The 22,183-nt window shown below is 56.6% G+C and carries 24 protein-coding genes; 21 read left to right on the forward strand and 3 right to left on the reverse strand.

Going from position 1 to position 22,183, the window contains the following annotated elements; all coding sequences use genetic code 11:
• Nucleotides 1-2 precede the first annotated feature (2 nt).
• From Q0915_RS03545 to Q0915_RS03575, 7 genes are all read left to right on the forward strand, one after another.
• A complete protein-coding gene (locus Q0915_RS03545) occupies nucleotides 3-1,037 on the forward strand; it encodes an LLM class flavin-dependent oxidoreductase (protein ID WP_299473348.1) in 1,035 nt (344 codons plus the stop codon).
• A gap of 9 nt (nucleotides 1,038-1,046) precedes the next feature.
• Nucleotides 1,047-2,516, forward strand: coding sequence for an aldehyde dehydrogenase (locus tag Q0915_RS03550; RefSeq protein ID WP_299473351.1), 1,470 nt, complete (start codon nucleotides 1,047-1,049; stop codon nucleotides 2,514-2,516).
• Nucleotides 2,517-2,918: 402 nt separating this feature from the next.
• Nucleotides 2,919-3,602 (forward strand): GntR family transcriptional regulator, encoded by a 684-nt coding sequence (locus tag Q0915_RS03555; RefSeq protein WP_299473354.1) that lies wholly within the window; start codon nucleotides 2,919-2,921, stop codon nucleotides 3,600-3,602.
• Nucleotides 3,595-4,641, forward strand: coding sequence for an ABC transporter substrate-binding protein (locus Q0915_RS03560; protein WP_299473357.1), 1,047 nt, complete (start codon nucleotides 3,595-3,597; stop codon nucleotides 4,639-4,641). The genes Q0915_RS03555 and Q0915_RS03560 overlap by 8 nt, the downstream gene beginning before the upstream one ends.
• 80 nt (nucleotides 4,642-4,721) lie before the next feature.
• On the forward strand, nucleotides 4,722-5,489 hold the full coding sequence (locus Q0915_RS03565) for an ABC transporter ATP-binding protein (RefSeq protein ID WP_299474671.1): 768 nt from the start codon (nucleotides 4,722-4,724) through the stop codon (nucleotides 5,487-5,489).
• Nucleotides 5,482-6,306: an ABC transporter permease gene (locus Q0915_RS03570; protein ID WP_299473360.1), complete on the forward strand. Its 825-nt coding sequence runs from the start codon at nucleotides 5,482-5,484 to the stop codon at nucleotides 6,304-6,306. The genes Q0915_RS03565 and Q0915_RS03570 overlap by 8 nt, the downstream gene beginning before the upstream one ends.
• Nucleotides 6,307-6,916: 610 nt before the next feature.
• Nucleotides 6,917-7,291, forward strand: a complete 375-nt coding sequence (locus Q0915_RS03575) for a hypothetical protein (RefSeq protein ID WP_299473363.1) — start codon at nucleotides 6,917-6,919, stop codon at nucleotides 7,289-7,291.
• 378 nt (nucleotides 7,292-7,669) lie between these two features.
• On the opposite strand, the gene Q0915_RS03580 is transcribed toward Q0915_RS03575, so the two are convergent.
• Nucleotides 7,670-8,182 carry a hypothetical protein gene (locus Q0915_RS03580; RefSeq protein ID WP_299473365.1) on the reverse strand — a complete coding sequence of 171 codons (513 nt, stop codon included), beginning with the start codon at nucleotides 8,180-8,182 and terminating at the stop codon, nucleotides 7,670-7,672.
• A 102-nt stretch (nucleotides 8,183-8,284) separates the two neighbouring features.
• Here Q0915_RS03580 and Q0915_RS03585 point away from each other — a divergent pair, with 102 nt between their 5' ends.
• From Q0915_RS03585 to Q0915_RS03600, 4 genes are all read left to right on the forward strand, one after another.
• Nucleotides 8,285-8,794, forward strand: coding sequence for a hypothetical protein (locus Q0915_RS03585; protein ID WP_299473368.1), 510 nt, complete (start codon nucleotides 8,285-8,287; stop codon nucleotides 8,792-8,794).
• The gene (locus tag Q0915_RS03590) at nucleotides 8,775-10,355 is read left to right on the forward strand and encodes a hypothetical protein (RefSeq protein WP_299473370.1); all 1,581 of its coding nucleotides are present in this window, start codon (nucleotides 8,775-8,777) and stop codon (nucleotides 10,353-10,355) included. Before Q0915_RS03585 ends, Q0915_RS03590 begins: the two co-directional genes overlap by 20 nt.
• Nucleotides 10,356-10,399: 44 nt before the next feature.
• Entirely contained in the window at nucleotides 10,400-10,861 is a 462-nt protein-coding gene (locus tag Q0915_RS03595; RefSeq protein ID WP_299473373.1) for a hypothetical protein, read from the forward strand.
• Nucleotides 10,862-10,943: 82 nt separating this feature from the next.
• On the forward strand, nucleotides 10,944-11,546 hold the full coding sequence (locus Q0915_RS03600) for a hypothetical protein (RefSeq protein ID WP_299473376.1): 603 nt from the start codon (nucleotides 10,944-10,946) through the stop codon (nucleotides 11,544-11,546).
• Nucleotides 11,547-11,598: 52 nt separating this feature from the next.
• Here Q0915_RS03600 and Q0915_RS03605 read toward each other — a convergent pair whose 3' ends face one another.
• Nucleotides 11,599-11,811 (reverse strand): hypothetical protein, encoded by a 213-nt coding sequence (locus Q0915_RS03605; protein WP_299473379.1) that lies wholly within the window; start codon nucleotides 11,809-11,811, stop codon nucleotides 11,599-11,601.
• A gap of 109 nt (nucleotides 11,812-11,920) precedes the next feature.
• Between Q0915_RS03605 and Q0915_RS03610 the strand changes: the two genes are divergently transcribed.
• From Q0915_RS03610 to Q0915_RS03650, 9 genes are all read left to right on the forward strand, one after another.
• Complete coding sequence (locus Q0915_RS03610; RefSeq protein ID WP_299473382.1) at nucleotides 11,921-13,138, forward strand: BCCT family transporter; 1,218 nt, start codon at nucleotides 11,921-11,923, stop codon at nucleotides 13,136-13,138.
• Nucleotides 13,139-13,361: 223 nt separating this feature from the next.
• Entirely contained in the window at nucleotides 13,362-13,988 is a 627-nt protein-coding gene (locus Q0915_RS03615; protein WP_299473385.1) for a LysE family translocator, read from the forward strand.
• Nucleotides 13,960-14,928, forward strand: a complete 969-nt coding sequence (locus tag Q0915_RS03620) for an aminoglycoside phosphotransferase family protein (protein ID WP_299473388.1) — start codon at nucleotides 13,960-13,962, stop codon at nucleotides 14,926-14,928. Before Q0915_RS03615 ends, Q0915_RS03620 begins: the two co-directional genes overlap by 29 nt.
• 367 nt (nucleotides 14,929-15,295) lie before the next feature.
• Nucleotides 15,296-15,727 carry a hypothetical protein gene (locus Q0915_RS03625; protein ID WP_299473390.1) on the forward strand — a complete coding sequence of 144 codons (432 nt, stop codon included), beginning with the start codon at nucleotides 15,296-15,298 and terminating at the stop codon, nucleotides 15,725-15,727.
• 163 nt (nucleotides 15,728-15,890) lie between these two features.
• Nucleotides 15,891-16,793, forward strand: a complete 903-nt coding sequence (locus tag Q0915_RS03630; protein WP_299473392.1) for a peptidoglycan-binding protein — start codon at nucleotides 15,891-15,893, stop codon at nucleotides 16,791-16,793.
• Complete coding sequence (locus tag Q0915_RS03635; protein ID WP_299473394.1) at nucleotides 16,793-17,179, forward strand: hypothetical protein; 387 nt, start codon at nucleotides 16,793-16,795, stop codon at nucleotides 17,177-17,179. Before Q0915_RS03630 ends, Q0915_RS03635 begins: the two co-directional genes overlap by 1 nt.
• Nucleotides 17,176-17,373: a hypothetical protein gene (locus Q0915_RS03640; protein WP_299473397.1), complete on the forward strand. Its 198-nt coding sequence runs from the start codon at nucleotides 17,176-17,178 to the stop codon at nucleotides 17,371-17,373. Before Q0915_RS03635 ends, Q0915_RS03640 begins: the two co-directional genes overlap by 4 nt.
• Nucleotide 17,374: 1 nt before the next feature.
• Entirely contained in the window at nucleotides 17,375-17,680 is a 306-nt protein-coding gene (locus Q0915_RS03645; protein WP_299473400.1) for a hypothetical protein, read from the forward strand.
• A 34-nt stretch (nucleotides 17,681-17,714) separates the two neighbouring features.
• The gene (locus Q0915_RS03650; RefSeq protein ID WP_299473403.1) at nucleotides 17,715-19,958 is read left to right on the forward strand and encodes a hypothetical protein; all 2,244 of its coding nucleotides are present in this window, start codon (nucleotides 17,715-17,717) and stop codon (nucleotides 19,956-19,958) included.
• Nucleotides 19,959-19,996: 38 nt separating this feature from the next.
• Here the strand turns inward: Q0915_RS03650 and Q0915_RS03655 are convergent, their stop codons facing one another.
• A complete protein-coding gene (locus Q0915_RS03655) occupies nucleotides 19,997-20,737 on the reverse strand; it encodes a helix-turn-helix domain-containing protein (protein WP_299473406.1) in 741 nt (246 codons plus the stop codon).
• Nucleotides 20,738-21,022: 285 nt separating this feature from the next.
• On the opposite strand from Q0915_RS03655, the gene Q0915_RS03660 reads away from it, so the two are divergent.
• Nucleotides 21,023-22,183 carry an acyl-CoA dehydrogenase family protein gene (locus Q0915_RS03660; RefSeq protein ID WP_299473408.1) on the forward strand — a complete coding sequence of 387 codons (1,161 nt, stop codon included), beginning with the start codon at nucleotides 21,023-21,025 and terminating at the stop codon, nucleotides 22,181-22,183.

The raw sequence follows: 22,183 nt of genomic DNA on the forward strand, positions 1-22,183 counted from the left end.
TCATGGAGTTTTCCCTTTTTGCGCATATGGAGCGGCTGTCGCCTGACGAGCCTCACGCCAAGCTGTACGAGGACTTTCTGTCCATTTGCAAACTGGCCGATGAGGGCGGGATGCGGGCGATCTGGACCGGTGAGCATCACGGTATGGAGTTTACCATTGCGCCCAACCCTTTTCTGTCTCTGGTCGATCTTGCGCACCACACCAAGAATGTCAGGCTGGGAACCGGCACGATCGTCGCGCCGTTCTGGCACCCGATCAAACTGGCGGGCGAGGCGGCAGCCGCTGACCTGATGACAGGCGGGCGGATCGAACTCGGGATTGCCCGGGGTGCTTATTCTTATGAATACGAACGCATGATGCCCGGCATGGATGCCTGGGAGGCAGGGCAAAGGATGCGCGAAACGACGCCGCTCCTGCGAAAACTCTGGGACGGTGATCATGCGCATGACGGCGAGTTCTTCAATTTTCCCGCAAGTACCTCGTCGCCGAAACCTCTCCAGGAGAACGGTCCGCCGATCTGGATTGCGGCGCGTGACCCGAACAGCCACGAATTTGGCGTTCACAACGGCTTCAATATCCAAGTGACCCCTCTCTGGCAGGGACACGATGAGGTGGAAACATTGATGGGACGGTTCAACGATGCCTGTGCGACCTTTGATGGACCGAGACCCAAGATCATGCTTCTGCACCATACCTACGTCGGGTCCGATAGCGACGATGTTTGCCGTGCAACGCAGGAGCTTTCCCGGTTCTATTGCTATTTCGGTGCCTGGTTCCAGAACAAGCGTCCGGTCTCCCAGGGGCTGATTGCCGAGCTCTCGGAAGAGGAGATTGCGGCCAACAAGATGATGGCGCCAGAGAACCTTGCCATGGACCTGACGATCGGAACGGCGGGTGAGGTGATCGACCGAATCAAGCGTTACGAAGATCTCGGTTATGATGAATTTTCGTTCTGGATCGACAGCGGCATGAGCGCGGAGCGCAAGCGTGCGTCGCTCAGCCGTTTCATCGACGATGTGATGCCGGCTTTCAGCTGAGGGAACAGGATGCAGCACTATCAGCTCTTCATCGACGGTGCGTGGACCGACGGACATGCGGGCCAGGTCATGTCCTCGCAAAACCCCGCTACGGGCGAGGACTGGGCGACATTCGCCTGTGCGTCGCCGGAAGACGTGGACCGGGCGGTTGCCGCAGCGCGGCGTGCGCTGTCGGAGCCTGACTGGCGGGACATGACCCAAACGGCGCGCGGCAAACTGCTCTACAGATTGGCGGAGCTGATCGAGGCGAATGCGGCAGAGATTGGCGAGGTTGAGACGACCGACAGCGGGAAGCTGCTCGCCGAGACGGCCAGCCAGACGAAATATGTCGGCGACTACTACCGTTACTACGCGGGTCTTGCGGACAAGATTGAGGGCCAGGTTCTTCCCATCGACAAGCCGGATATGCATGTCTTTACACAGCGAGCTCCGATCGGGGTCGTTGCCGCCATTGTGCCCTGGAATGCGCAGATGTTTCTGACGGCAACCAAGCTCGGTCCTGCGCTCGCCGCCGGGTGCAGTGTGGTGCTGAAGGCATCGGAGATCGCGCCGGCGCCGATGCTGGAATTTGCGCGACTGATCGAGGAAGCGGGGTTTCCGGCAGGTGTCGTTTCGGTGATCACGGGAGATGCCGAGAACTGTGCCATTCCACTGACCCGGCACAAGGATGTCGACAGGGTCGCGTTTACAGGCGGGCCGGAGACCGCGCGGCACGTGGTGCGCAACTCTGCGGAAAACTTTGCGGTGACGACGCTCGAACTCGGCGGCAAGTCTCCGATCATCGTGTTTGAAGACGCGGATCTGGAGGGGGCTGCCAACGGTCTGATCGCCGGCAATTTCGGAGCGTCAGGTCAGAGCTGCGTTGCGGGAACGCGTGGATTGGTTCAGCGCCCGGTTTTTGAGGAACTGGCCGCTCGCATTACCGAGAAATCAGAAGGTATCGTGGTTGGAGACCCGCTTGAGGCATCGACCCATGTAGGCCCGCTTTGCACCTCGGCGCAGATCGACAAGATCAGGACGACACTGGAGAGCGCCAGGTCGCAAGGTGCAAGAATGAGGTTCGGCGGCGCGCCGCTTGATCGCCCGGGCAACTATATGGCGCCGACGCTTGTGGAATGCGCGACACCGGAGACCGCAACGCTGCATGTCGAGATGTTCGGCCCGGTGATGTCTCTTTTGCCATTCGATACCGAAGAGGAGGCCATCGCGCTCGCCAACGACACCCCTTACGGTCTTGCGTCCGGTGTCTTCACGCAAAATGTTGCGCGGGCTCACCGCGTATCGTCGCGGCTGCGGGCCGGGATTTGCTGGGTGAACACCTACAGAGCAGTGTCTCCGATCGCTCCCTTCGGTGGGTTCAACCAGTCCGGATATGGCCGGGAGGCAGGGCTTGAGGCAATCCTCGATTACACACGCACGAAAACGACCTGGATCAACATGTCTGAAGCACCCATGAGCAACCCGTTCGTCATGCGCTGACACAGGTTAGCTGCTCTTCGGTTTGGAGTGTGTGATCGTGTCTATATCATTGAGTAAAAAATGTTATTTCGCCCAGCATCAAGCCACGACATAGAACTGCTTGCCCAACTTGTCATCCCGAATTGCCGGTTTTCGGTAAAACTGGCAGCCAGTATGTAACAGCCAAACAAGAGTTTACTGGGTTCCGGCCTTTCGCTGCGCTTCAGCCGGAATGACAAGTCTCGATTCAGCAGGGGATCGCCTCATGAGTGCATTGTCGTTCAGACAGCCGTGGGACGCGTTCCATCCTGTCGAAAGCTTAATTTGCAATCCAGATAGTGCCGGTGTCATGTGCTGTTGCACTTGACATGGCTTTGTCGATTATCGGAAAAATATCCAACTTTTTCGGTTTTAAGGCACGGAATGCTTTTTGGTGGACGCAGCAGTGATGACGAGACGGTGGTGGCCATGCTCGCCTCGGCGATCCGCCGCGACATCTCGTTTGGCGTGCTGCCGCCCGATGAAAAACTGAAGATCGAAGCGCTCCGCCGGGCCTATGGCGGGTCCAACCACTCCATGCGCGAGACCTTGCGAATGCTGGCTGCCGAAGGTCTGGTTGAGGCGACCAGCCAGCGTGGCTTCCGGGTCATGTCTGCGACCCAGGAAGACCTGGAAGACATCCTGCTGATGCGGCTTCAGACAGAGAAACTGGGCCTTAAGCGGGCGATGGCACGCGGCGATGTCGCCTGGGAATCCAGGGTCGTTGCAGCCTTTCATGCGCTCTGCCGTGCGGAAGCTGCGGTTGTTGCCGGGCCGGACGACGTCACCGCACTGGAATGGGACGAAGCCTGCCGGGTGGCGTCGGAGACGTTGCTGTCGGCTTGCGGCTCGATACGGCTTATTCAGATGGCCGGAAAATTCTACAATCAGTCGCGACGGTTTCGCCTTGCGCTCTTGCGCGAGGGCCGAATTGATTTTTGCGCCCGAGCGGACCGGCTTGGGAAGCTTCAAAAAGCGGTGCTTGGCCGTGACGAAAAAGAAGCGCTTGCGCTGCTGGATGACGACATTCGCGCCGATCTTGGCGTTGGAGACAGACAACATGATTGAAATAAAACGGGAGGACAAACAGATGAAATTCAACAGACGCCAGACCCTTGGTCTGATGGGAGCAGCTGCCGCGACAACTCTGGCAGCCCCCGCCATTGCGCAAAACAAGAAGATTGTGGTGGGCGCACTTCGCTTCACCTCGCATTCCGGCAGCTTCATTGCGCTCGAGCGCGGCTATTTCAACGACGCGGGCCTTGATGTCGAGCTTAAGTTTTTTCAGGCGGCGCAGCCGATGGCGGTGGCAATCGCCTCAGGCGATGTCGACTATGCCGTGACGGCCGTTTCCGGCGGCCTGATTTCGCTCGCCGACAAGGGGGCGATCAAGGTCATCGGCGGGGCGCTCAGTGAAGAAAAGGGCATTGACGGCCAGAAGATCCTTGCATCGGACGCAGCCTTCAAGGCCGGTTTGACATCCCCGTCGCAACTCGGCGGAAAGACTTTTGGTATGTCGACCGCGGGTTCATCCTTCCACTACATGGGTTCAAAAGTTGCTCAGGCAGAGGGCGTTGAGATGTCCTTCAAGCCGCTGCAGAAGGTTGGCGCGATCATCGGCGCGCTCAAGTCAGGACAGATCGATGCCTGGTCGATCGTCCCGCACATTGCCAAGCCACTGGCTGGCTCCGGAGCTGTTCACATCATCGGTGACATTTCCGATTACCTTCCGGGATATCAGGTAACCACGGTGTTCACTTCGGCCAAGAATGCGGCCGACGAACGCGACCAGACCAAGGACTTCCTGACCGGGTTCGGCAAGGGTGTCAGCGACTACAATTCAACCATGATCGACAAGGCTGGTGGCGAGGACGGCGTCAACGAGATGGTCGATCTGATCCACAAATACGTCTACACCGACCGCCCGCGCGAAAAGGCAGCCCCTTCGATCATCAACGGAACGATGCGGATCAACGAAGGCTCGAAGCTCAACATCGCGTCCTTGCGCGACCAGCTGGAGTGGTTTCAGTCCGAAGATCTTGTCGGCAAGGACATCACACTCGATACGCTTGTCGACGGTAGCTACGTGGAGACCTACGAGGGCTAAATTCCGAGACGGAGCGGCGGTCCGAAGCAGTGGCCGCCGCAGCGTTTTTATCCGGCTCCATCAGGCGGTTACATATGGGCATGGACATCAGGCTGGATGGCATCTGCCATTTTTACGGCGATACCGAAGTGCTGCGCGACATCTCTCTGGAGATCCCGACAGGTCAAATCGTGTGCCTCGTCGGTCCTTCGGGGTGCGGGAAGTCGACGCTCTTGCGTCTGATTGGCGGCCTTGAACGGCCGGGCAGCGGGCGTGTCCTGCAGCTCGGCGCACCGCCGAGCAACAGTCTCAATCCGCTGACATTTGTCTTCCAGGATTTTGCACTATTGCCGTGGCGAACGGTAAAGGGCAACATCTCGCTTGTGCTTGAAGATCACGGCATTCGCGGCAAGCGCTCCAAGGCGATCATCGATGATGTGCTGACCCGCACGAAACTGGCCGACTTTGCCGACGCACTTCCGAAGCAGCTCTCCGGTGGCATGAAACAGCGGGTGGCGATAGCGCGCGCGCTTGCCGTCAATCCGGCCGTCATGCTGATGGATGAACCGCTTTCCGCGCTGGATGCCCAGACCCGCGAATTGCTGATGGATGATCTGGTCGCCCTCTGGACGCGGCAGCCCTTTACCGCCGTCTATGTGACGCACAACCTGGCCGAAGCCGTACGGCTTGGCCACACGATCGTGGTGCTGTCGCGCCGCCCGGGACGGATCCGGGAGATCGTCAGCATCGATACACCGATCGGTGAGCGCCGGGCTGGCGATCCGGTCTGCCAGCGCAAGCACGACCTTCTTTGGGAGCTCCTGCGTGAGGAAGCGCGTGCCGCTGACGAGGAGCTGATCGATGGCTGACACGGGCGCTGAAAACAAACGCAATGGCGAAGGGCCGATCGAAGTCCGGTTTCGAGGCGGTGGCTTTGCGCCGAAGTCCTTGCGCTGGGTCGGTGTGGTGGTGTTCGTCGTCCTGATCGCTCTGGTTCAATGGGGGACGGAGAGCGGTTGGATTTCTGCCCTGACGCTGCCCAAACCGAGTGATGTGCTGGCGACATTCGTTCAGCTTTGGGAAAGCGGCCTCCTCTTCAAGCATCTGCAACCTTCCTTGACCCGTCTGGTGATCGGAGCGGCGCTTGGTGCAAGTGCCGGGATCGGAATAGGTGTGCTGATAGGTTTGTTTTCTTACGTAAGGGCAGGACTTGTGCCACTGGTCGCAGCTATTTTTCCGATCCCCAAGATCGCGCTTCTCCCGCTATTCGTGATCTGGTTCGGGATCGACGAGGGCTCCAAATATGCGCTGATCGCCTTCGGTACGTTCACTCCGACCGTCGTTGCAACCTATGGCGCGGTGGACAATGTCGACCGTTCGCTGATCCGCATGGGACAAAGCTTCGGGCTTTCCTGGTTCTCGATCGTGCGCAAGATCGTGTTGCCCGGCGCAATGCCGGGCATCCTTTCGGGTCTGCGCATCAGCCTCGCGATTGCGATTATTCTTCTCGTTGCCGCGGAAATGCTGGGTGCGGAGTACGGCATCGGCGCCTATATTCTCGAAGCCGGGTCGCTATACGATCTGGAGCGTTTATTCGCCGGTGTGGTGATCCTGTCTTTGTTGGGTGTTCTCGTCAGCGCCCTGATCGGCCTCCTGGAAAAACGGCTGCTTGGCTGGAGAGTTTGAAAAAACACCTTCTGCGCGCTTAACGCAATTGAAGGGCTAAAACCTTGTTTCGAAATTGCTTTTCCGGCCGCTTGGTCTGAAAGCGCAATTCAGACAACGCCTTCAGATGGACGCTTCGTCAAAACGGGACTAAAACAAGTGTCATAACGGTACTTTGGAAAAGTGCGCTCTTGTTCGGACGATCTGTCTGCACCTCTTATGAACCGCGCATCATGTGCCAATATGCGGGTTCATTTGAAACCAGGTTCACCGCGAGGCTTTCTGACAGGCAAATCTCAGACACTAAAGACTGTGTGCATGTTTAACATCGATGTGTGTGTCATTGGTCGATGGGTCGCGAAATGTGTTCCTGTTCTGGTGTAAGCACACCCACTTGGATGTTTGGGGACTGGAACTATTTCGGACTGAAATTCACCAGAACAGGTTGTTTGGACAAAGCCGGCCAGCAGTGGGCTTTCAATTCGTTCTCTGGCACAATCCTGTTTAAGTGGCGCGTGTGACATTGCTACGCCTGATTGAACGGGCGCTTGACAATCGGAACATATAGTGAACATGATGGTTGTGGAAACTGGTTTTGCCTACCATATTTTCGTCTCAAGGAGATAAGTGATTGTTTTTGGAATTCTTGGTGTCAGCAATCCCTTTGGCAGTTCGGTTGTATCTCAATATTTTCATCTATTGGAAAGACAAAAAAACAGTCTTAAATCTTATTTCGTTCTTGGCGATTTGTTCTTCTTCAATTTATTTTTTTGGTGCGCCGTTTGCTTCTTTTACTTTTCCTGAATATTTACCCGAAAGAACAGAAACTCATTTTCTTTTTTTACTTACAATTTTTGTATTGGATGCGGTGACAAGTATTTTTCAATCGATAAGGGTTTTTGTTGTTAAGTTCGGCGTTCGGATCCGAATATACAGATGCGCGTCAACGGCGATGCTTGCTTTAGTATTTATGTACGGTGTTGCCATTGTCTTTGCTGATCTTTGATTAATTGTGAAACGAAAAGACTGATAGTACAGATTGGCTTATCAAGTTTTGTTTGATTTTACGGTTGCATTGCTTCTTACCCTGGCAACCCGAGAACTCAAAAAAGATCAAGCCGTTCCGCATGAGTTACCACGAGCAAGATCCCGGGTCCGCGGCCTGAACCGAAACCGGATCAGACAAAAGACAACCTTATCCCTGCCACGGGGCATCAAGGGCGACCATCATCGCCGGAAACGCTATTTAAACAGCAGGATCTGCCCGTGCCCTCTCGAAAACCAGGACCCATTACCGGTGCTCGATAGTCAGGCGGTGAACTCGCCAACCACCGTTTATCACAACCGGTAAATACAGGATGTCCGGCGACGTTTGCAGGCACTGTCAGTTCTGCGGGCAGGCCCGAACGCTCGGCGTTTCGGTGGAGCTTCTGGTGAGTGTCCAGCGACAGCTTTGAACTGTCAGACCGGGCAGGTTCGGGACCTGATCAGAGACCCAGATGCTGTCGGCGGCGAAATTAAACGGTGTTTCCGCCGTTGATGTCGGAGCCATCCGGGCGAGCTCATCAGACGGAAAACTGGCGCCGCATGATTTGAAATAGGCACTGACAACCGAGCCGTCTGCGCTTGTCGTCGCCTTGCCGCTGTAAAGCGTGTATTCGTTGCCGAGTTCAGCCGTGTCGACATATTTGTAGTCGACGCGCAGGTTCTCACCATCCTGAACAATCAGCAATTCGATGTTCCAGCCCCAGCTTGAGGCCTTGCCGGCGGTCGTGCTGTCGCAGGCAACGACGCCCTTGTAGGTGCCGGTGAGGGAAAACGCCCCGGCCGGCAGGATTGCGCATGTCATCATTAGTAAGCCGAGGCCGGACGCGCTGAGACGTGTGAGCATGTTCATGGTCGGTGATCCTCATGACAGCCGCGGCGGAATGCGAGCCGCATTCTTGGGGCTCCCACAGGCGACAAGTTCTTCAAAATCCGATCATAACAGGAGGATGCCATGCGCACCGAGAAAGAAAAATCAGAGAAGCCCGAGACAGAAGCGTCGAGCGAGGCAGCTCCCCCATTGAAATGGCAGACGTCAGCTTTGCGGCGTCTGGCATGCGACGCCTTTTGCGCACACATTGGCGCGGGCTTTTCGGTCGAGAGTTTTCCCGACGCGGACCGCAAGACGATCCGCTACTACGCCGAACAGTTTCCTGAAGATTTTCCGCGCGAAAAACTGGAAGAGGCGACACGGCGGGGTTTGCTGGAGTGGGAAAAGATCGGCAAGGAAGGCGTGCGCGGAGACCTTGCCAAGTTCAACGCCAGTGCCTGGGCTTTCAATATGAAAAACCGGGCGGGCTGGCGCGACCGGACCGAGGTCGACACCTGGAACGTGCTGGCAAGTCCGGAAGAAGCCGCTCGGCTTGAACAGTTGAAGCCGCGCAGCACGGCGGAAATCGCACTTGGCGTATTGGCACTCCTGACGCGTGAGGACGGCAAGGGAAATGACGACAGCTCTTCATAAGCTCATCGACCATATCGACGATCTTGAGCCGCCCGACAGGGTGTTACTGCAAAGGCAATTGGATGAAGCTGGTGTTTTGAGGCAGTTCGAGGTGTGGCAACCTCAACCGGGCCCGCAAACCGAAGGGTATTTTTCCGAAGCCGACCTGACGCTTTATGGCGGGGCGGCAGGCGGTGGCAAGACGGATCTGATTGCCGGGCTTGCGCTGTTTGCCCACCATAAGACAGCGATCTTCCGGCAGTCGCTGAAGTCGCTCAAGGGCCTGATCGAGCACATGAACAGCCTGATGCGCGAAGCGAGTCTCGGCAAGGTGAGCGGGACACCGCCACGATGGGTCGGACCGGACGAGCGCATGATCGAGTTCGGGCACCTGGGACTGCCGGGTTCGGAAGAAGACTGGCAGGGACGGGACCATGATCTGAAGGCGTTTGACGAGGGCGCTCAGATGGATCCGCGCAAGATCCTGTTTGTGCTCGGCTGGCTGAGGACGACCCGGACAGGCCAGCGCTGCCGCGGGTTGATCGCGACCAACCCGCCGCTCGGCGGGCAAGGTGACTTCCTGATCGAGTGGTTCGCGCCCTGGCTTGATCCGCTCCATCCGAAATATGGCACCGTTCAGCCTGGCGAACTGCTGTGGGCTGTTTTCATCGATGACGGCGATACGGTGCGCACGGTCTGGGTGGATGGCCCGGAGCCGGTGGAGGTGGACGGCGAACTCAGAACTCCGAAGAGCCGGACCTTTATTCCGGCCAAGCGGCAGGACAACCGCTATCTCGGCGCGGCCTACGACGCGCAGCTCGACCAGATGCCGGAACCGATGCGCACGGCGCTCAGGACGGGAGATTTTCAGTCCGCGCGTCAGGATCATGACTGGCAGGTGATCCCCTCGGAATGGCTGGAACTTGCCTTCCTGCGATATGATGCGGGTGTTGATGCGGACACACCCATGGACGTTCTGGCCGTCGATGTCGCCCAGGGCGGCAAGGACAAGACCGTGCTGCAGCCGCTTCATGGACGGCGCTTTGAAGAGAGCATTATCCGGAAAGGCACAGACACGCGGGATGGCGCTGATGTCGGCGCTCTGATCGTTCGTGAACGGCGCGACAATGCTCTGATCGTGGTCGACTGTACCGGCGGTTGGGGCGGCGATACGGTTGGATTTCTGACCCGGGAAAACAGCCTGCCGGTCGAAAAATGCGTGTTTTCAGCGCAATCAGGTGAGTACGCAAAAGACAGCCGGATCCCATTCTATAACCTGCGCGCCCAGCTTTACTGGCGCTTGCGAGAAGCGCTGCACCCCAAGAGCGGGCTGGGCCTTGCGATCAGGCGCTCTTCGACCGTGAAAGCGCAGCTGACGGCCCATCGCTGGAAACTGAAGGGCGGCCGGATCCTCATTGAAAGCAAGGAAGAGATCAAGAACCGTCTCGGGTCGTCTCCGGACGAGGCGGACGCAATCGTCGAGGCACTTGGATGGAAAGACAAAGCGGACCTCAAAAAGGTTTTACGGAAAGAACAGCGCACGGAAAGTGCACCTCTGTCCGACCCGCTCGACGGCTTCTGATCAAGGACCTAACCATTCGCGATGCAAGCTTTATTGCCGCCAATATGCGCGATGAAGACCGCCGCGAAATTGCGTGCCTCTGGAAAGACTGGGATACGCGCGCGCTTGGCGTTTGCGCGCTTGAGACGGCTGTTGCAGGCATGGTCTGGTCGGTCTGGTATGACGGGCAGCCGGCCGCGGCCTACGGTTTCAGCCACGCATCGGCTTTCGACCCGGACCATTGGCAGGCCTGGGCTTTCGGAACCGACCGGTTCAAGCGCTGCGTGCCGCTCATCACCCGGCATATGTCGAGCATACGGCCGGTTGTCGAACGGGACTGCCGGCGGCTGCAAGTGATCAGCTACCGCGAACACGACATTGCGCATGGCTGGATAGAGGCACTTGGCGGTGAACGGGAGGGGCTGCTGCGCGCCTACGGCAGGAATGGCGAGGATTTTTTTGTCTATGGATGGGTGCGCAAAAACGCCGCTTTCGGCATTTCAAGTGACCTTGATCACAGTGCTTGAGAAGCGACAATGTCGAGACTAGAGTGTGCTCTCATTATTATTTTTACGCGCGTTTTCAATTTTTGCATCCTGGAGTTCCAAAGTGTCATTAACAATTGGCGATATCCTACCGACCATTTCGGGCAATGTGACCCAACTTAAGGCCGTGATCCTGGCTGATTTTCGCCAGACGGAAATTAATATTGGCTATCACGCAGGAAGACTGTCGCAAGGCTACACGCTCTTGCTCCTGAAAAGTATGCCGCAGCCGGACGATTTCGAACTGCACGGGACGACCTTGCGTTCCGGCGGCAGGTTCGGCTTGCCGGGTGAAACGCAGGCCCAGGAGGATCTTCGGGGCTCTGTGCATGGCTCCATCCTGCAAGAACGTGGCGCGCATGGATACCGGAACATGCAAGAAGGCGGGCTGAGACATGTTGCGTTAAACGGCCCGGACCGGCTGGTGAAAATATTGCCCACAACGCGTCACGACGGCGGGATGAGCGCAGCGGCGCAGTACCCTATGGGAGGCGGTTTTTTGCAATGGGACCTCAAGAAGCCGGGCCTTCCGTTTCTTTGCGCGGCCGAATTCAGGAGCGACGGAACCGTCAAGACGAAAGATCAGGTATACCGGATCAACTCCGGCGACTTTCTGACTGACTATCCTGAACGGGAAAAGCTGCAGCGGTTTCTGCAGCAGGCGTGAAACCAGAGGAATTCACCCGCTCCCGAACCGATGCTTCCATGTCGTGTAACTCTCACCAACCCGCGAGGGGAGTGGGCTTTGTCTGTTCGCGATCGTGCGGCAGGTGCCTGCGGTCCTGGGGCGCACCAAGCCGTAGCGAAGGCGTGATTTTCATATCCGGAAGCACGCCGCCATCGATTGCCGAAAGCCCCATTTCCGCTTTGCCGGCTTGGTAGCGCTTACATGTCTGTTTGCACACAATCGTGTGCGCGATCAGAACAGACATTGAAGATGATGCCTTGTACATCATGTCTAATTTTTGCACAGTTGCGCGAGTTGAATTCAAAAAAACGCAAGCGCATCAACGCACTTGGCGAGCTCGTTGGGGGGGCATGATGGACGCAATTCTCACAATCATCATTTCATTCGGTATTCTGTTAGCGCTTGGGCTGGTGGTGTTTTGCGTTTTCAAATGGTGGGACATGCCGGTCATTGGCGTCACGCCGGTTCCGCTCTTCACCTTCATTGCCATCCTGTTCACATCCGGACTGGATGTCGGCTTGATCATGTTCCCGCTGGGAGAGTTCCCGACCTATGCCAACACGGCGGAGAACCCCGAGTACGGGTTCACCAATCCGCTGGCAATCGAGTTCGGGTTCTGGGGGTTCCTGATCTGGGGGTTCTACTTCCTGACAAGCTTCTATTTCTGTGCGATTGAACCGCGCGTGAAGTTTTTCGAAATACCGTTCGTTCGGGTCCTCAACAATGTCGTCATTATTGGAACCTGCGCGTTCACCGCGAGCCTGTTTCTTGTCTATCTGCCGTTTTATATCCCTGAAATCGGCGATGGCGAGACAGTGGTTTTAACCTTCTATGTGATTGTGTTCTGCGTGATCCTGGCAGCTGCCTACTCAAGTACGGACATCAAATTCGTCCGGATCCTGAGCGTTGGCTCAACGTTCCTGTTCATCGGGCTGATCGCCCTGATGTGGGCAATCGGAGACCTGGGTCTGTTCGGGCTTGCCGGAACGCTGGCGAATATCGGCGGCTACTTCACGAACCTCCACAAGTTCGTAATTCCGCTGAATGCCTATCACGAGTTCTACCTGTTCTGGTGGTTCGCATGGTCGATCATGATCGGACAATTCACCTCGCGTTTTGTCGGTGGACTAAAAACGCAGCATCTTCTGCTGGCGCTCCTGGTCATACCGTCGATCCCGTTGGCCATCTGGTTCTCGGTCCTTTACCACTACTACACGAACGAGATCAGCACAGCGGGGCTGCTCAATGTCGCGATGGTGGTCGTTGGCGTGACCTTCGTGATCAACTCCCTGGACAGTCTGATCCGGCTCTATTCCGACAATCTGAACATCACGACACAGCGGTTCGGCAAGCTTTGGTACATTGTCGGCAATGTTGCCGTGTTGTTCGGGCTTACGCTGCTGTTCAAGAGCCAATGGCTGCAGATCCAGTGGATCGGCGCTGTTGTGGTCGCGATCTATCTCGCCTGCGTCATCTACATTCTGTTCAAACACCGCGATGGCGTCATGACGATCACAACGTCACCACCGGAAAACGAGTTGGATTTCGAGAAGATCAAGGTCTCGCACTAAACACGGCGTAGCGGCGTTGCTGTTTTGAAAGCGTCGACCGGACGCAGTCGATTGTTGATTTCTTGCCAGACGGCGGGCAGGTTGGGTTGCTCCTGACTGCGCGGGTGCGAGGATGAGGCACGTGGCCCTGTGTCCAGGCTCTCTCGCTCTTTTGCCGTGCGGGCTATTCCCCGCTCGGCAATCGCCAGAGACGCAATGACATCAAACCGTACGGAATGTGATCATGATCGATACAGCCACCCTGATTGCCTATGTCACCATTGTTCTGAGGTTTGTGTTCATTCCCGGACCGGCGACGCTTTTGACCGTGGCGCGGGCGACGAGTTCGGGAACCAGGGTGGGTATTGCGACCGGCGCGGGGATTGCCGCCGGGGACGTGGTGCACACGTTCATGGCGATTGTCGGCGTTTCGGCGATTATCGCGACATCGGCCGTGCTGTTCAGCCTCATCAAATATGCAGGTGCAGCCTATCTGATCTATCTCGGGATCGTCGCCATCCTCGACAAGACGCCGCTGGATCTTGCCCGCGGCAGCGCGCCGATAACAGCGAAGAAAGCCTTCAGCCAGGCCATTATCGCAGAAGTTCTCAATCCGAAGACAGCGCTCTTTTTCCTTGCCTTCCTGCCGCAATTCGTCAAGCCGGAAAACGGCTCGGTAATGCTGCAGCTGACGGTTCTGGGTGCGATTTTCGTGCTGCTGGGGCTCTTGAGTACGGTGGTGTTTGCGGTCGGCGCCGGCAGCCTTGGCGGATTTCTGCGCCGTCACCCGGCGGTGGTGAGATGGCAGGGAAAGGTCGTCGGAACCATCTATTGCGCACTCGGTGCGCGGCTGGCCCTGCAGGAGCGGTGAAGCTGTCATTCTGCTGTCGCCGGACGCATTGAATGTCGGCGCCATGATGCACGCGAACGAGATCTTTTCAGACGAAACCACGACAAAGCGCCTCATTGACGAGCAAGTGCCGGATCTCGCCGGTTTGCCGGTGAAAAAGCTGGAGACTTCCGGTACCGACAATGCGCTCTACCGCGTGGGTGCCGAACACGTGATGCGATTGCCCAGGCGGCCGGAGGCCGTTCCGCTTCTTGCTAAGGAAATCGCGTGGCTGCCGCATTTTGGCGGTCTGCCTCTGGAGGTGCCGGTGGTGTGCTACACCTGCCGGGCGAGCAGGGTCTTTGCGCATGATTTTGCAGTCTTCAAATGGATCAACGGGGAACCGGCGGCAATTGAAGCGGTCGGGAACGTGGAGCAAGCCGCGCGGGATCTGGGCGGGTTCTTGAAGGACCTGCATCGGGTAATTACAGCAGGCGCCCCTGCCGCCGGCAGCGGCAACCACAATCGCGGTGTTGCGCTTGGAGAGCTCAATGAAAAGACCTACCGGTCGATCGAGATCCTTGAAGATGAAATCGATGCAGCGGCGGCAAATGCGCTCTGGCTGGACGCGTGCCATAACCCCTTCCAAGGCCCCGGGTCCTGGCTGCACGGGGATCTGAAAGCGGACAATATGCTCACGCGGAATGGCAGGCTTTGTGCCGTGCTTGATTGGGGACTGTGCGCCGTCGGTGATCCGGCGGCTGACTTTGCCGCAGCATGGTCCTTCGTCGCGCCGGAAGCGCGGGACGCTTTTCGCGAGGCGGCAGGCGCAGACGATGCACAGTGGCGGCGTGCGAAGGGATGGGCGCTATATGGCGCGGTGATCGCGCTCAGTTACTATCGTGGCGGGAAAAATGAACCGCTCTGCCGGCAATGCCGTCAAACGCTGAAGCGGTTGGGGCTTGTGCGGGCAGGCGGTTGATCCCACTGGATCACGCAGCTCAATAGGTGTCGGTCGCCGTGTCGAGCAGGATGTATACTGGAAGCGGAAGCACTTCTCTCTCGCATGGCCTAATACTCTATGCCGGGCCTGACATCTCCTCACTAACGGAAATCAGCAGATCTTCAAACAATAACAACTCTGGTGATGGTGTTGCGGGGATAATCCCTGATGGGTGGTTCTATCGAGTCAATCGAGTTAACGGCGCGACACTTGTCGCCTGGAACGAACTCAGGAAGGCAACATTATGACAAGGTATGGGTTCTATGAGCCGTCTAGAGGCTATTGGCAAACAACAGGTTATCCATCTCAGGAGTACTTAGATCGATATCCTGCCGGTTGGGTCCAAGTGCCTCTCCAACCAAGTGCCGATCATATCTATGATCCGGTGAACAAGGTCTGGCAGCATAGTCCGGCGGCACCGACACAAGAGGACGTCCGTGTTGAGCGCGACCGGCGTCTTGCGCTCGGTTTCGACTACGACTTCGCTGATGCGCGGGGCACTCACACCTTTGCGATGACCGAAAGCGATATGATCGGTTGGGACGAGGTCACCAAAGGTGCCCAAGTGGCCATAAACCTCGGTCGTCACGGCGATCCGTTCAACATCGTTACGGAAACCGGTGCCGCGACAGTGACTGCCAATGAATGGCAGCAGATCCTTGTTGCGATGACTACACTCCGGCAGGTCATTTGGCAGGCAAGTTTCGCGTTGCAGGCAATGGATGCAATTCCATCGGATTATGCTGATGACAGCCATTGGCAAACCCGAACAATCTAGGCTTCGGACCGCATTCATTGGTCGCTTCATTCACAAGAAACTTCAGGATGACAGGTCGCGGTTTGGGTGCGCTTAGGTGCACAACCAAACAGTTCTAATAACTCGAAAAATGGTCCAGACACACCGCCCGTGAGGCGGTTTTTTTGTATCTGAAAGGATCTTCATGAAGACCAGTCACTCTGGCATAGACTTCATCGAGGCGCATGAAGGGTTTGTGTCGCGCGCTTATCTTGATCCAGTCGGCGTTTTGACAATTGGAACCGGCTTCACCAATCGAAGCGGGGTTTTCCGCAAAATGTGGGGCCGGAAGCTCAAGCCTGGCGACACGATCACGCGGACACAAAACCAGCGGATCTTGAAAGAAGCGCTGGCGAATGAATACGAACCACCAGTCGAGTCGGGTACGCCGGCAGATGCCAAACAGCATGAATTTGACGCAGCCGTTTCGGCAACCTTCAACCTCGGCGCACGGTTCATGAGCTGGAAGGCGGCACAGCTATGGAAGGCAGGAAACCGATCCGCTTCAGCGGAGCATTGGGCGAACAATTACAACAAGGCGGGCGGTCGGAAACTGCCCGGCCTTGTCCGCCGGAGGAAGGAAGAGGCGCATCTCTTCCTGACCGGTGAGTATGCCGGTGTCGGTGAGGGAACGCAGCGTAAGGAGATTGCTTCCCGGCCTGCGAAGCCGGATCCGGTCGTCAAGGAGGCTCAAGTGGCATTGAAGCGGTTCGGCTTCGATCCCGGCGAAATTGATGGCTGGATGGGCAGGAACACCAAGGCCGCTGTGATGGCCTATCAGAATACGCACCCGCATCTGACCAATGATGGGATCATTGGACCTGCGACCATGGCGCAACTTCGCAGAGACGGGATTGCGGTCCGCGACGCTGCACAGAAGGGCGGCGGGCTCTCTTTGGTGTCTGGTATCGGCGCAGCTGTTGCTGGTTTTCCTTGGCTCGAGGCTACCGCGTTTGTCGCTGTTCTGGCGGCCATCTACTTTGCCTGGCGCTATCGGGATGTCATCCAGCGTCGTTTCAACAAGCTGTTTCGCCGCGAGGTGGCCTGATGTGGGGCAAGATTACATCCATGTTCCTGGGCGGTCCATTCTCTCGGATCTTTGACAGTGTTGACCACTATGTGAGCAACGACACTAAGCGCCAGGACATCCGGGCCAACGCGGTTAATCGCTATGCGGAGACCGCAGCTGAAGAGCGGGCGGACGCTCGCAGATATCGGGCATTCTGGGTGATCTGGTGCCTGTTCTCCGGGTCGGTCGGGCTTTGGTTTACCGCAATCACCATCGACACGATTTTTGATTTCTCGTGGTCGGTGGCGGACTACCCGCCATCGGTGAAGCCGTATGTCGACACCATTGTTGCCTCAATCTTCGGATCGGGCGGTCTCGTCGCAACGGCACAAGCAATTTCAAGCGCGATCCGGGGGCATCGTTGAACAAGCAAGATATGATTACGGCGCCTGTTGCGCTGACAGCGCTCAGCTGGTCGCAAGTACATAAGGTTGTGGAGTGGATCGCCGGTGAAGCGCAGCTTGTTCTGCCGGTTCTGGGCGCAATCTGGTTGATCGTCCAGATCCTCGCGAAAATTCACAGTACCTGGTTCAAACCATTCAATAGGAAGGATAAATAATATGCCCGCTGAACTGGAAGTGACGATTGCCCCTGTTTCAGGCCGATCGTCAAATGGCTCCGCGATGCCTGCTTTTGACGGCAGTGCAAGCGCCTCTGAAACAATGGTTTCACCTGCAACACCGTCCAACATAACGGCAGGAATGCAGGATTTCGTCCGCCTGGTGAACTCCGGTGACGCGGCGCTTTACGTTGCCCTGGGCAATAGTCCGAACGCTGCAGCAACCCCTCGCTGGTTCCTGGGCGTTGGCCAATCTCTGATCTTGAGCTGTGGTGAAGGTGAAAAAGTGGCGTTTGTCGCGAAGTAAGGTTGGCCGCTCGGTCTCAATAGGATGTTTTCAAATGGAACTTGGTTTTGAATTCGGGTTATCGATCCCATCAGCCGCCGCGAGTGCGCCATCCTTGGCGACAGACAATATGATTTCGTCTCTCGTGATCTCGACGGACGGCTGGCAAGCAACCATGACGATCGATCAAGCGGTCGACGGCGGGACCTATAGTGATCTCAATAACGTCGTTTCGCCTGGGCTCGAACTTACTGTCTTGTCAAAGTCCTGGGATGAGGCAGGCGTCGAGACCAGGCTCCAACGCAAGGTGATCGCGACATCGGTCATTCGTCTACCGTTTCCGAATGGTGCGCTTTTGCAGGAGATGGAAGTCGCAGGCGGCCTCAATGTCGTTATGTCCCTGTCCGACAGGATCTATTCCAACGATACGGTCACCGCGATAGCCGCTGCATCGCTCTTTACCAACAACGGAACAGGTGGAGGCGGTGAAGTCAATTCTGGCGGCACCGTGGCTGTCACGAACAATTCGGCGCTTCCTTACTACACTCCGCAGCTTGCGTGGTTGGAAGAGGAAGATCAGGAAGTCACCTCCGCTTCGTGGGCACCGAAGCTCTGCGTATACCATCGCCACGCACAACAGGGACGGCCTGTTCGTGCGGTCCAATTCATTGCTTCAGACGGAACGAATTCGGTCACCAGCACCGTTTCTACTCTATCCACGAGTCAATTCAGTGCATCGGGTCTCTACGCTAACTATTTCCAACCGAGTTGGGACCTTTCGTCTCTTACAGACGGCGAATACATCACGGTAGATGCGATAATTTTTCCTTGGGTTGGCGATTCCTTCCAAGTATCACTTAATGGTGAAGCGTACCTATCCGGAAACATCTCCACGCTTCGCGCAATCTGCAACATTGGCGGAACCTACTACACACCCGTCTACGTCTTCATCGACGGGATCGGTGCTGGGTCTCCCGACGCGAACACGAACGAGGCGACCGCCCGTGTAAACCCGTTTGCAGACATTTCCAGTGCCGCCGTTGCCGCAAAGGCGGAAAACCTCGTCCAGAATGGGTGGAACAACCTGTCTGGCGTGCGTATGAAGTTCAGCGCGGGCGTCACCTATGAGGGAGCAATGTCAGGCAACATGATCGGCGCGATGGACAAACTCCCCATTTTCGTTTCTGGTGACGATGCCGCATCACGTTGGGGGGATCCGGGTATCCATCACACTTCCGATAACATCCCCCGGAAGATGGTCATTCACGATCTGCGCCTTCGCAAAAACTCGCAACTCATCTGGATGAACGGGAACAACCAGTCATCGAGCTTGCTCGTTGCCAAGAACTGCACATTCGAGCTCAGCGCCGGTCAGGGCGCTTACACAGCTTGGACGCTTCAATTCGGGCGGTGCCAGATAATAAACTGTAGCGGGGGTAATACCGGATTTGGAACTCAGTTCACCTCCAACGTTGGCAATACAACCCTCGTTGCAGGTTGCACATTCTCTCCGGGTACACCTTACAACATTGTCGCTTGTAAGGCAGAAGGTTGGCGGATACTCCCGACCACGGTTCTCGGCTTCCCCAATGGCAGCCTTTGTATGTGGAACTATTTCTCCAAACCGGGGAACAGCGGCCCCGCGCTTTCACTTGAAGACACAGCTGTTGGCTCGATGGGTTGGGCTGCGGTGGGGAATGTGGTCGAGATCCACGGCTCCGTAGGTGTCCAAGCTGCCGTCTACATCTCCGGCGACAGCGACGTGACTTCCATCACGAATATTACCGAGAGCGGTAACACCGTCGTCGGGCAACGCACGAACATCGCGTATCAGGATGATGCGATAGCCTTCGTCCTCAAAGACGTGGTCAGCCGTTTTTCCTATCACTGGCAGTGGAATTGTAAATCGGACTACTTCGACGGCGGCGCTTCGGCCAGGACCGGCAACTGGGCAATTCGTCATGGTGTTGATACGGGTCCTATGGCCATTCGAGCGGTTGCTGACGGCACGAGCTATGGCTATTCGAATTGGCTTGGTGAAGCGCTCGGTGACGCCAAGGCCAACACAGAAGGGCCGAACGGTCATGTCTTTGGTGGAACGTCTACGCTCACCCCGGATTGGGTCAACGATCAATCAAGCGATGTGGTTGGAACGGGCGATGGAGACTATACGCCAGGGCCTTTGAACAACCTGCCAACCATCCCGGCAGGACAAACAGAATTCTTGGTCGATATGTGGGGCCGGTCGATCCCGACTGACGGCACGGCTGTTGTCGGGGCGCTTCAGCCGGCAACGTGAGTTCGTCATATCATGCAAGTTTGAGAGCTCTCCTCCGGTCAGTCATGGTGCCTGCAGTGCCCCGGCGGCACTCCAAATTCCTGCCGGAAGGCGCGGATCATCGCACTGGTGTTCTGGTAGCCGCACCGTGCTGCAATTTCCGCAATGCTCAGTGTCGACAATTCCACCAGGCGGCGCGCTTCGCGAAGTCTTATGCCTTTGTAGACAGACAGCGGCGTCATATTCATCTCGTTTTGGAAGCGTTTCTCAAGTGTGCGCTGGTTTGTCCTAAGTTTGCTGGCGAGGCCGGGGATCGACAAAGGCACCTCGATCGTTCGGCGCATGAGTGTCGTCGCACTTCGCACAAGCGTATCGGTCGACCAACGCTCGAGGGGGTTCTGCATTTCCAGCTTGTCGCCATGCATGAAGAGCGCTGCGATTTCGAGTGCAAACATCGGACTGTGTTCCTGTCTGATCAGTTCCAGCGTCAATTCGAAGGCGGTCGATGCCCCGCCACAGGTCGCAGTGCCCTTTTCAACAACGTAACGATCTTCAACCACATGCACTTCAGGAAAAGTTTCCATGAAACTTGTGATTTCGTCCCAGTGAATTGTCGCCCTTAGACCATCCAACAGCCCCGCTTTCGCCAGCAGCCAAGCACCGGTATCCATCCCGACAAGGTTGGCGAAACGATTGCGTGCCGCACGCAGTGTTTCGCCCATCCTGGGATTTGCCATTTTGGTATAGCCGTAGCTCGGCATTGCGAAAAGATAGTCGCCTTTCGGAGCGAGTTTGGACATGGACAACGTCTCAACGGGCAAGCCGCTGGAAGACCTCACGGTTCCTCCATCCAGACTGAAGTGCTCCCACGTATAGAATGTTTGCCGCGCAATCGTGTTTGCGGCTCGAAAGGGTTCGATTGCATTTGCAAGGCAATGATTTGAAAAGTTTTCAAAAAGAAGCACGCAAACGGAGCGAACTTTAGCTGAATTTTCCGAAAACCGCATATCTTTCTACCAAAACTGCATATCGCTAAATGCTATCTTGTCTCACTCTTCCGAAGCGGAGACAAGAGGAGTTATCAGATGCATTTTGGTCTGGGCGAAGAGCGGGAAATGATCGTCTCGACGGTACGCTCGTTCGTCGAAAATGAGATCTATCCGCATGAAGCTCTGGTTGAAAAGACCGGACAGGTGCCCTCGGAGCTAGGTGAAGAGATTAAGCGGAAATGCATCGACCTCGGGTTTTACGCGTGCAATTTCCCGGAGGAGGTAGGCGGCGCAGGCCTGAGCCATCTCGATTTTACGTTGGTGGAGCGGGAACTCGGGCGCGGTTCGATGGCGCTGACACATTTTTTCGGTCGGCCGCAAAATATTCTGATGGCATGCAAGGGCGATCAACGCGAACGGTATTTGCTTCCGGCCGTGCGAGGCGAGAAAATGGACGCGCTGGCCATGACAGAACCAGACGCAGGCTCGGACGTCCGCGGCATGAAATGTCAGGCGGTGCGTGAGGGGGGCGACTGGGTTATCTCGGGCTCGAAACATTTTATTTCAGGCGCAGAACACGCTGACTTCTTTATTGTTTTTGTTGCGACCGGTGTCGACGACACACCGAAAGGTCCCAAGAAACGGATCACATGTTTTCTTGTTGACGGGGGAACGCCAGGGTTTGAAGTCCGCAACGGATACAACTCCGTCAGCCATCGTGGATACAAAAACTACATCTTGTATTTTGACGGTTGTCGGCTCCCGGACTCTCAGGTCCTCGGTGAGGTCGACGGTGGATTTGCTGTCATGAATGAATGGCTATACGCAACACGCCTTACGGTTGCTGCGATGAGCGTCGGGCGTGCGCGACGCTGTTTCGACCACGCCGTTTCCTATGCGGCAGAGCGTAATCAATTCGGTCAACCCATCGCGAAGTTTCAGGGCGTTGGGTTTCAGGTCGCTGATATGATTACAGAAATCGACGCAGCAGACTGGCTCACGCTTGCTGGTGCGTGGCGGCTTGATCAGGGCCTGCCGGCAAACAGAGAAATTGCCAGCGCAAAACTATATGCGACGGAGATGCTCGCCAGAGTCACTGATACCACCTTGCAAATTCATGGTGGAATGGGGTTGATGGAGGATTTTCCGATTGAACGGTTCTGGCGGGATGCTCGCGTGGAGCGCATCTGGGACGGAACGAGCGAAATCCAGCGGCACATTATAAGCCGCGACATATTCAGACCGCTTGGGGCGTGA

Source organism: uncultured Roseibium sp., assembly GCF_947494555.1.
Classification (GTDB): domain Bacteria; phylum Pseudomonadota; class Alphaproteobacteria; order Rhizobiales; family Stappiaceae; genus Roseibium.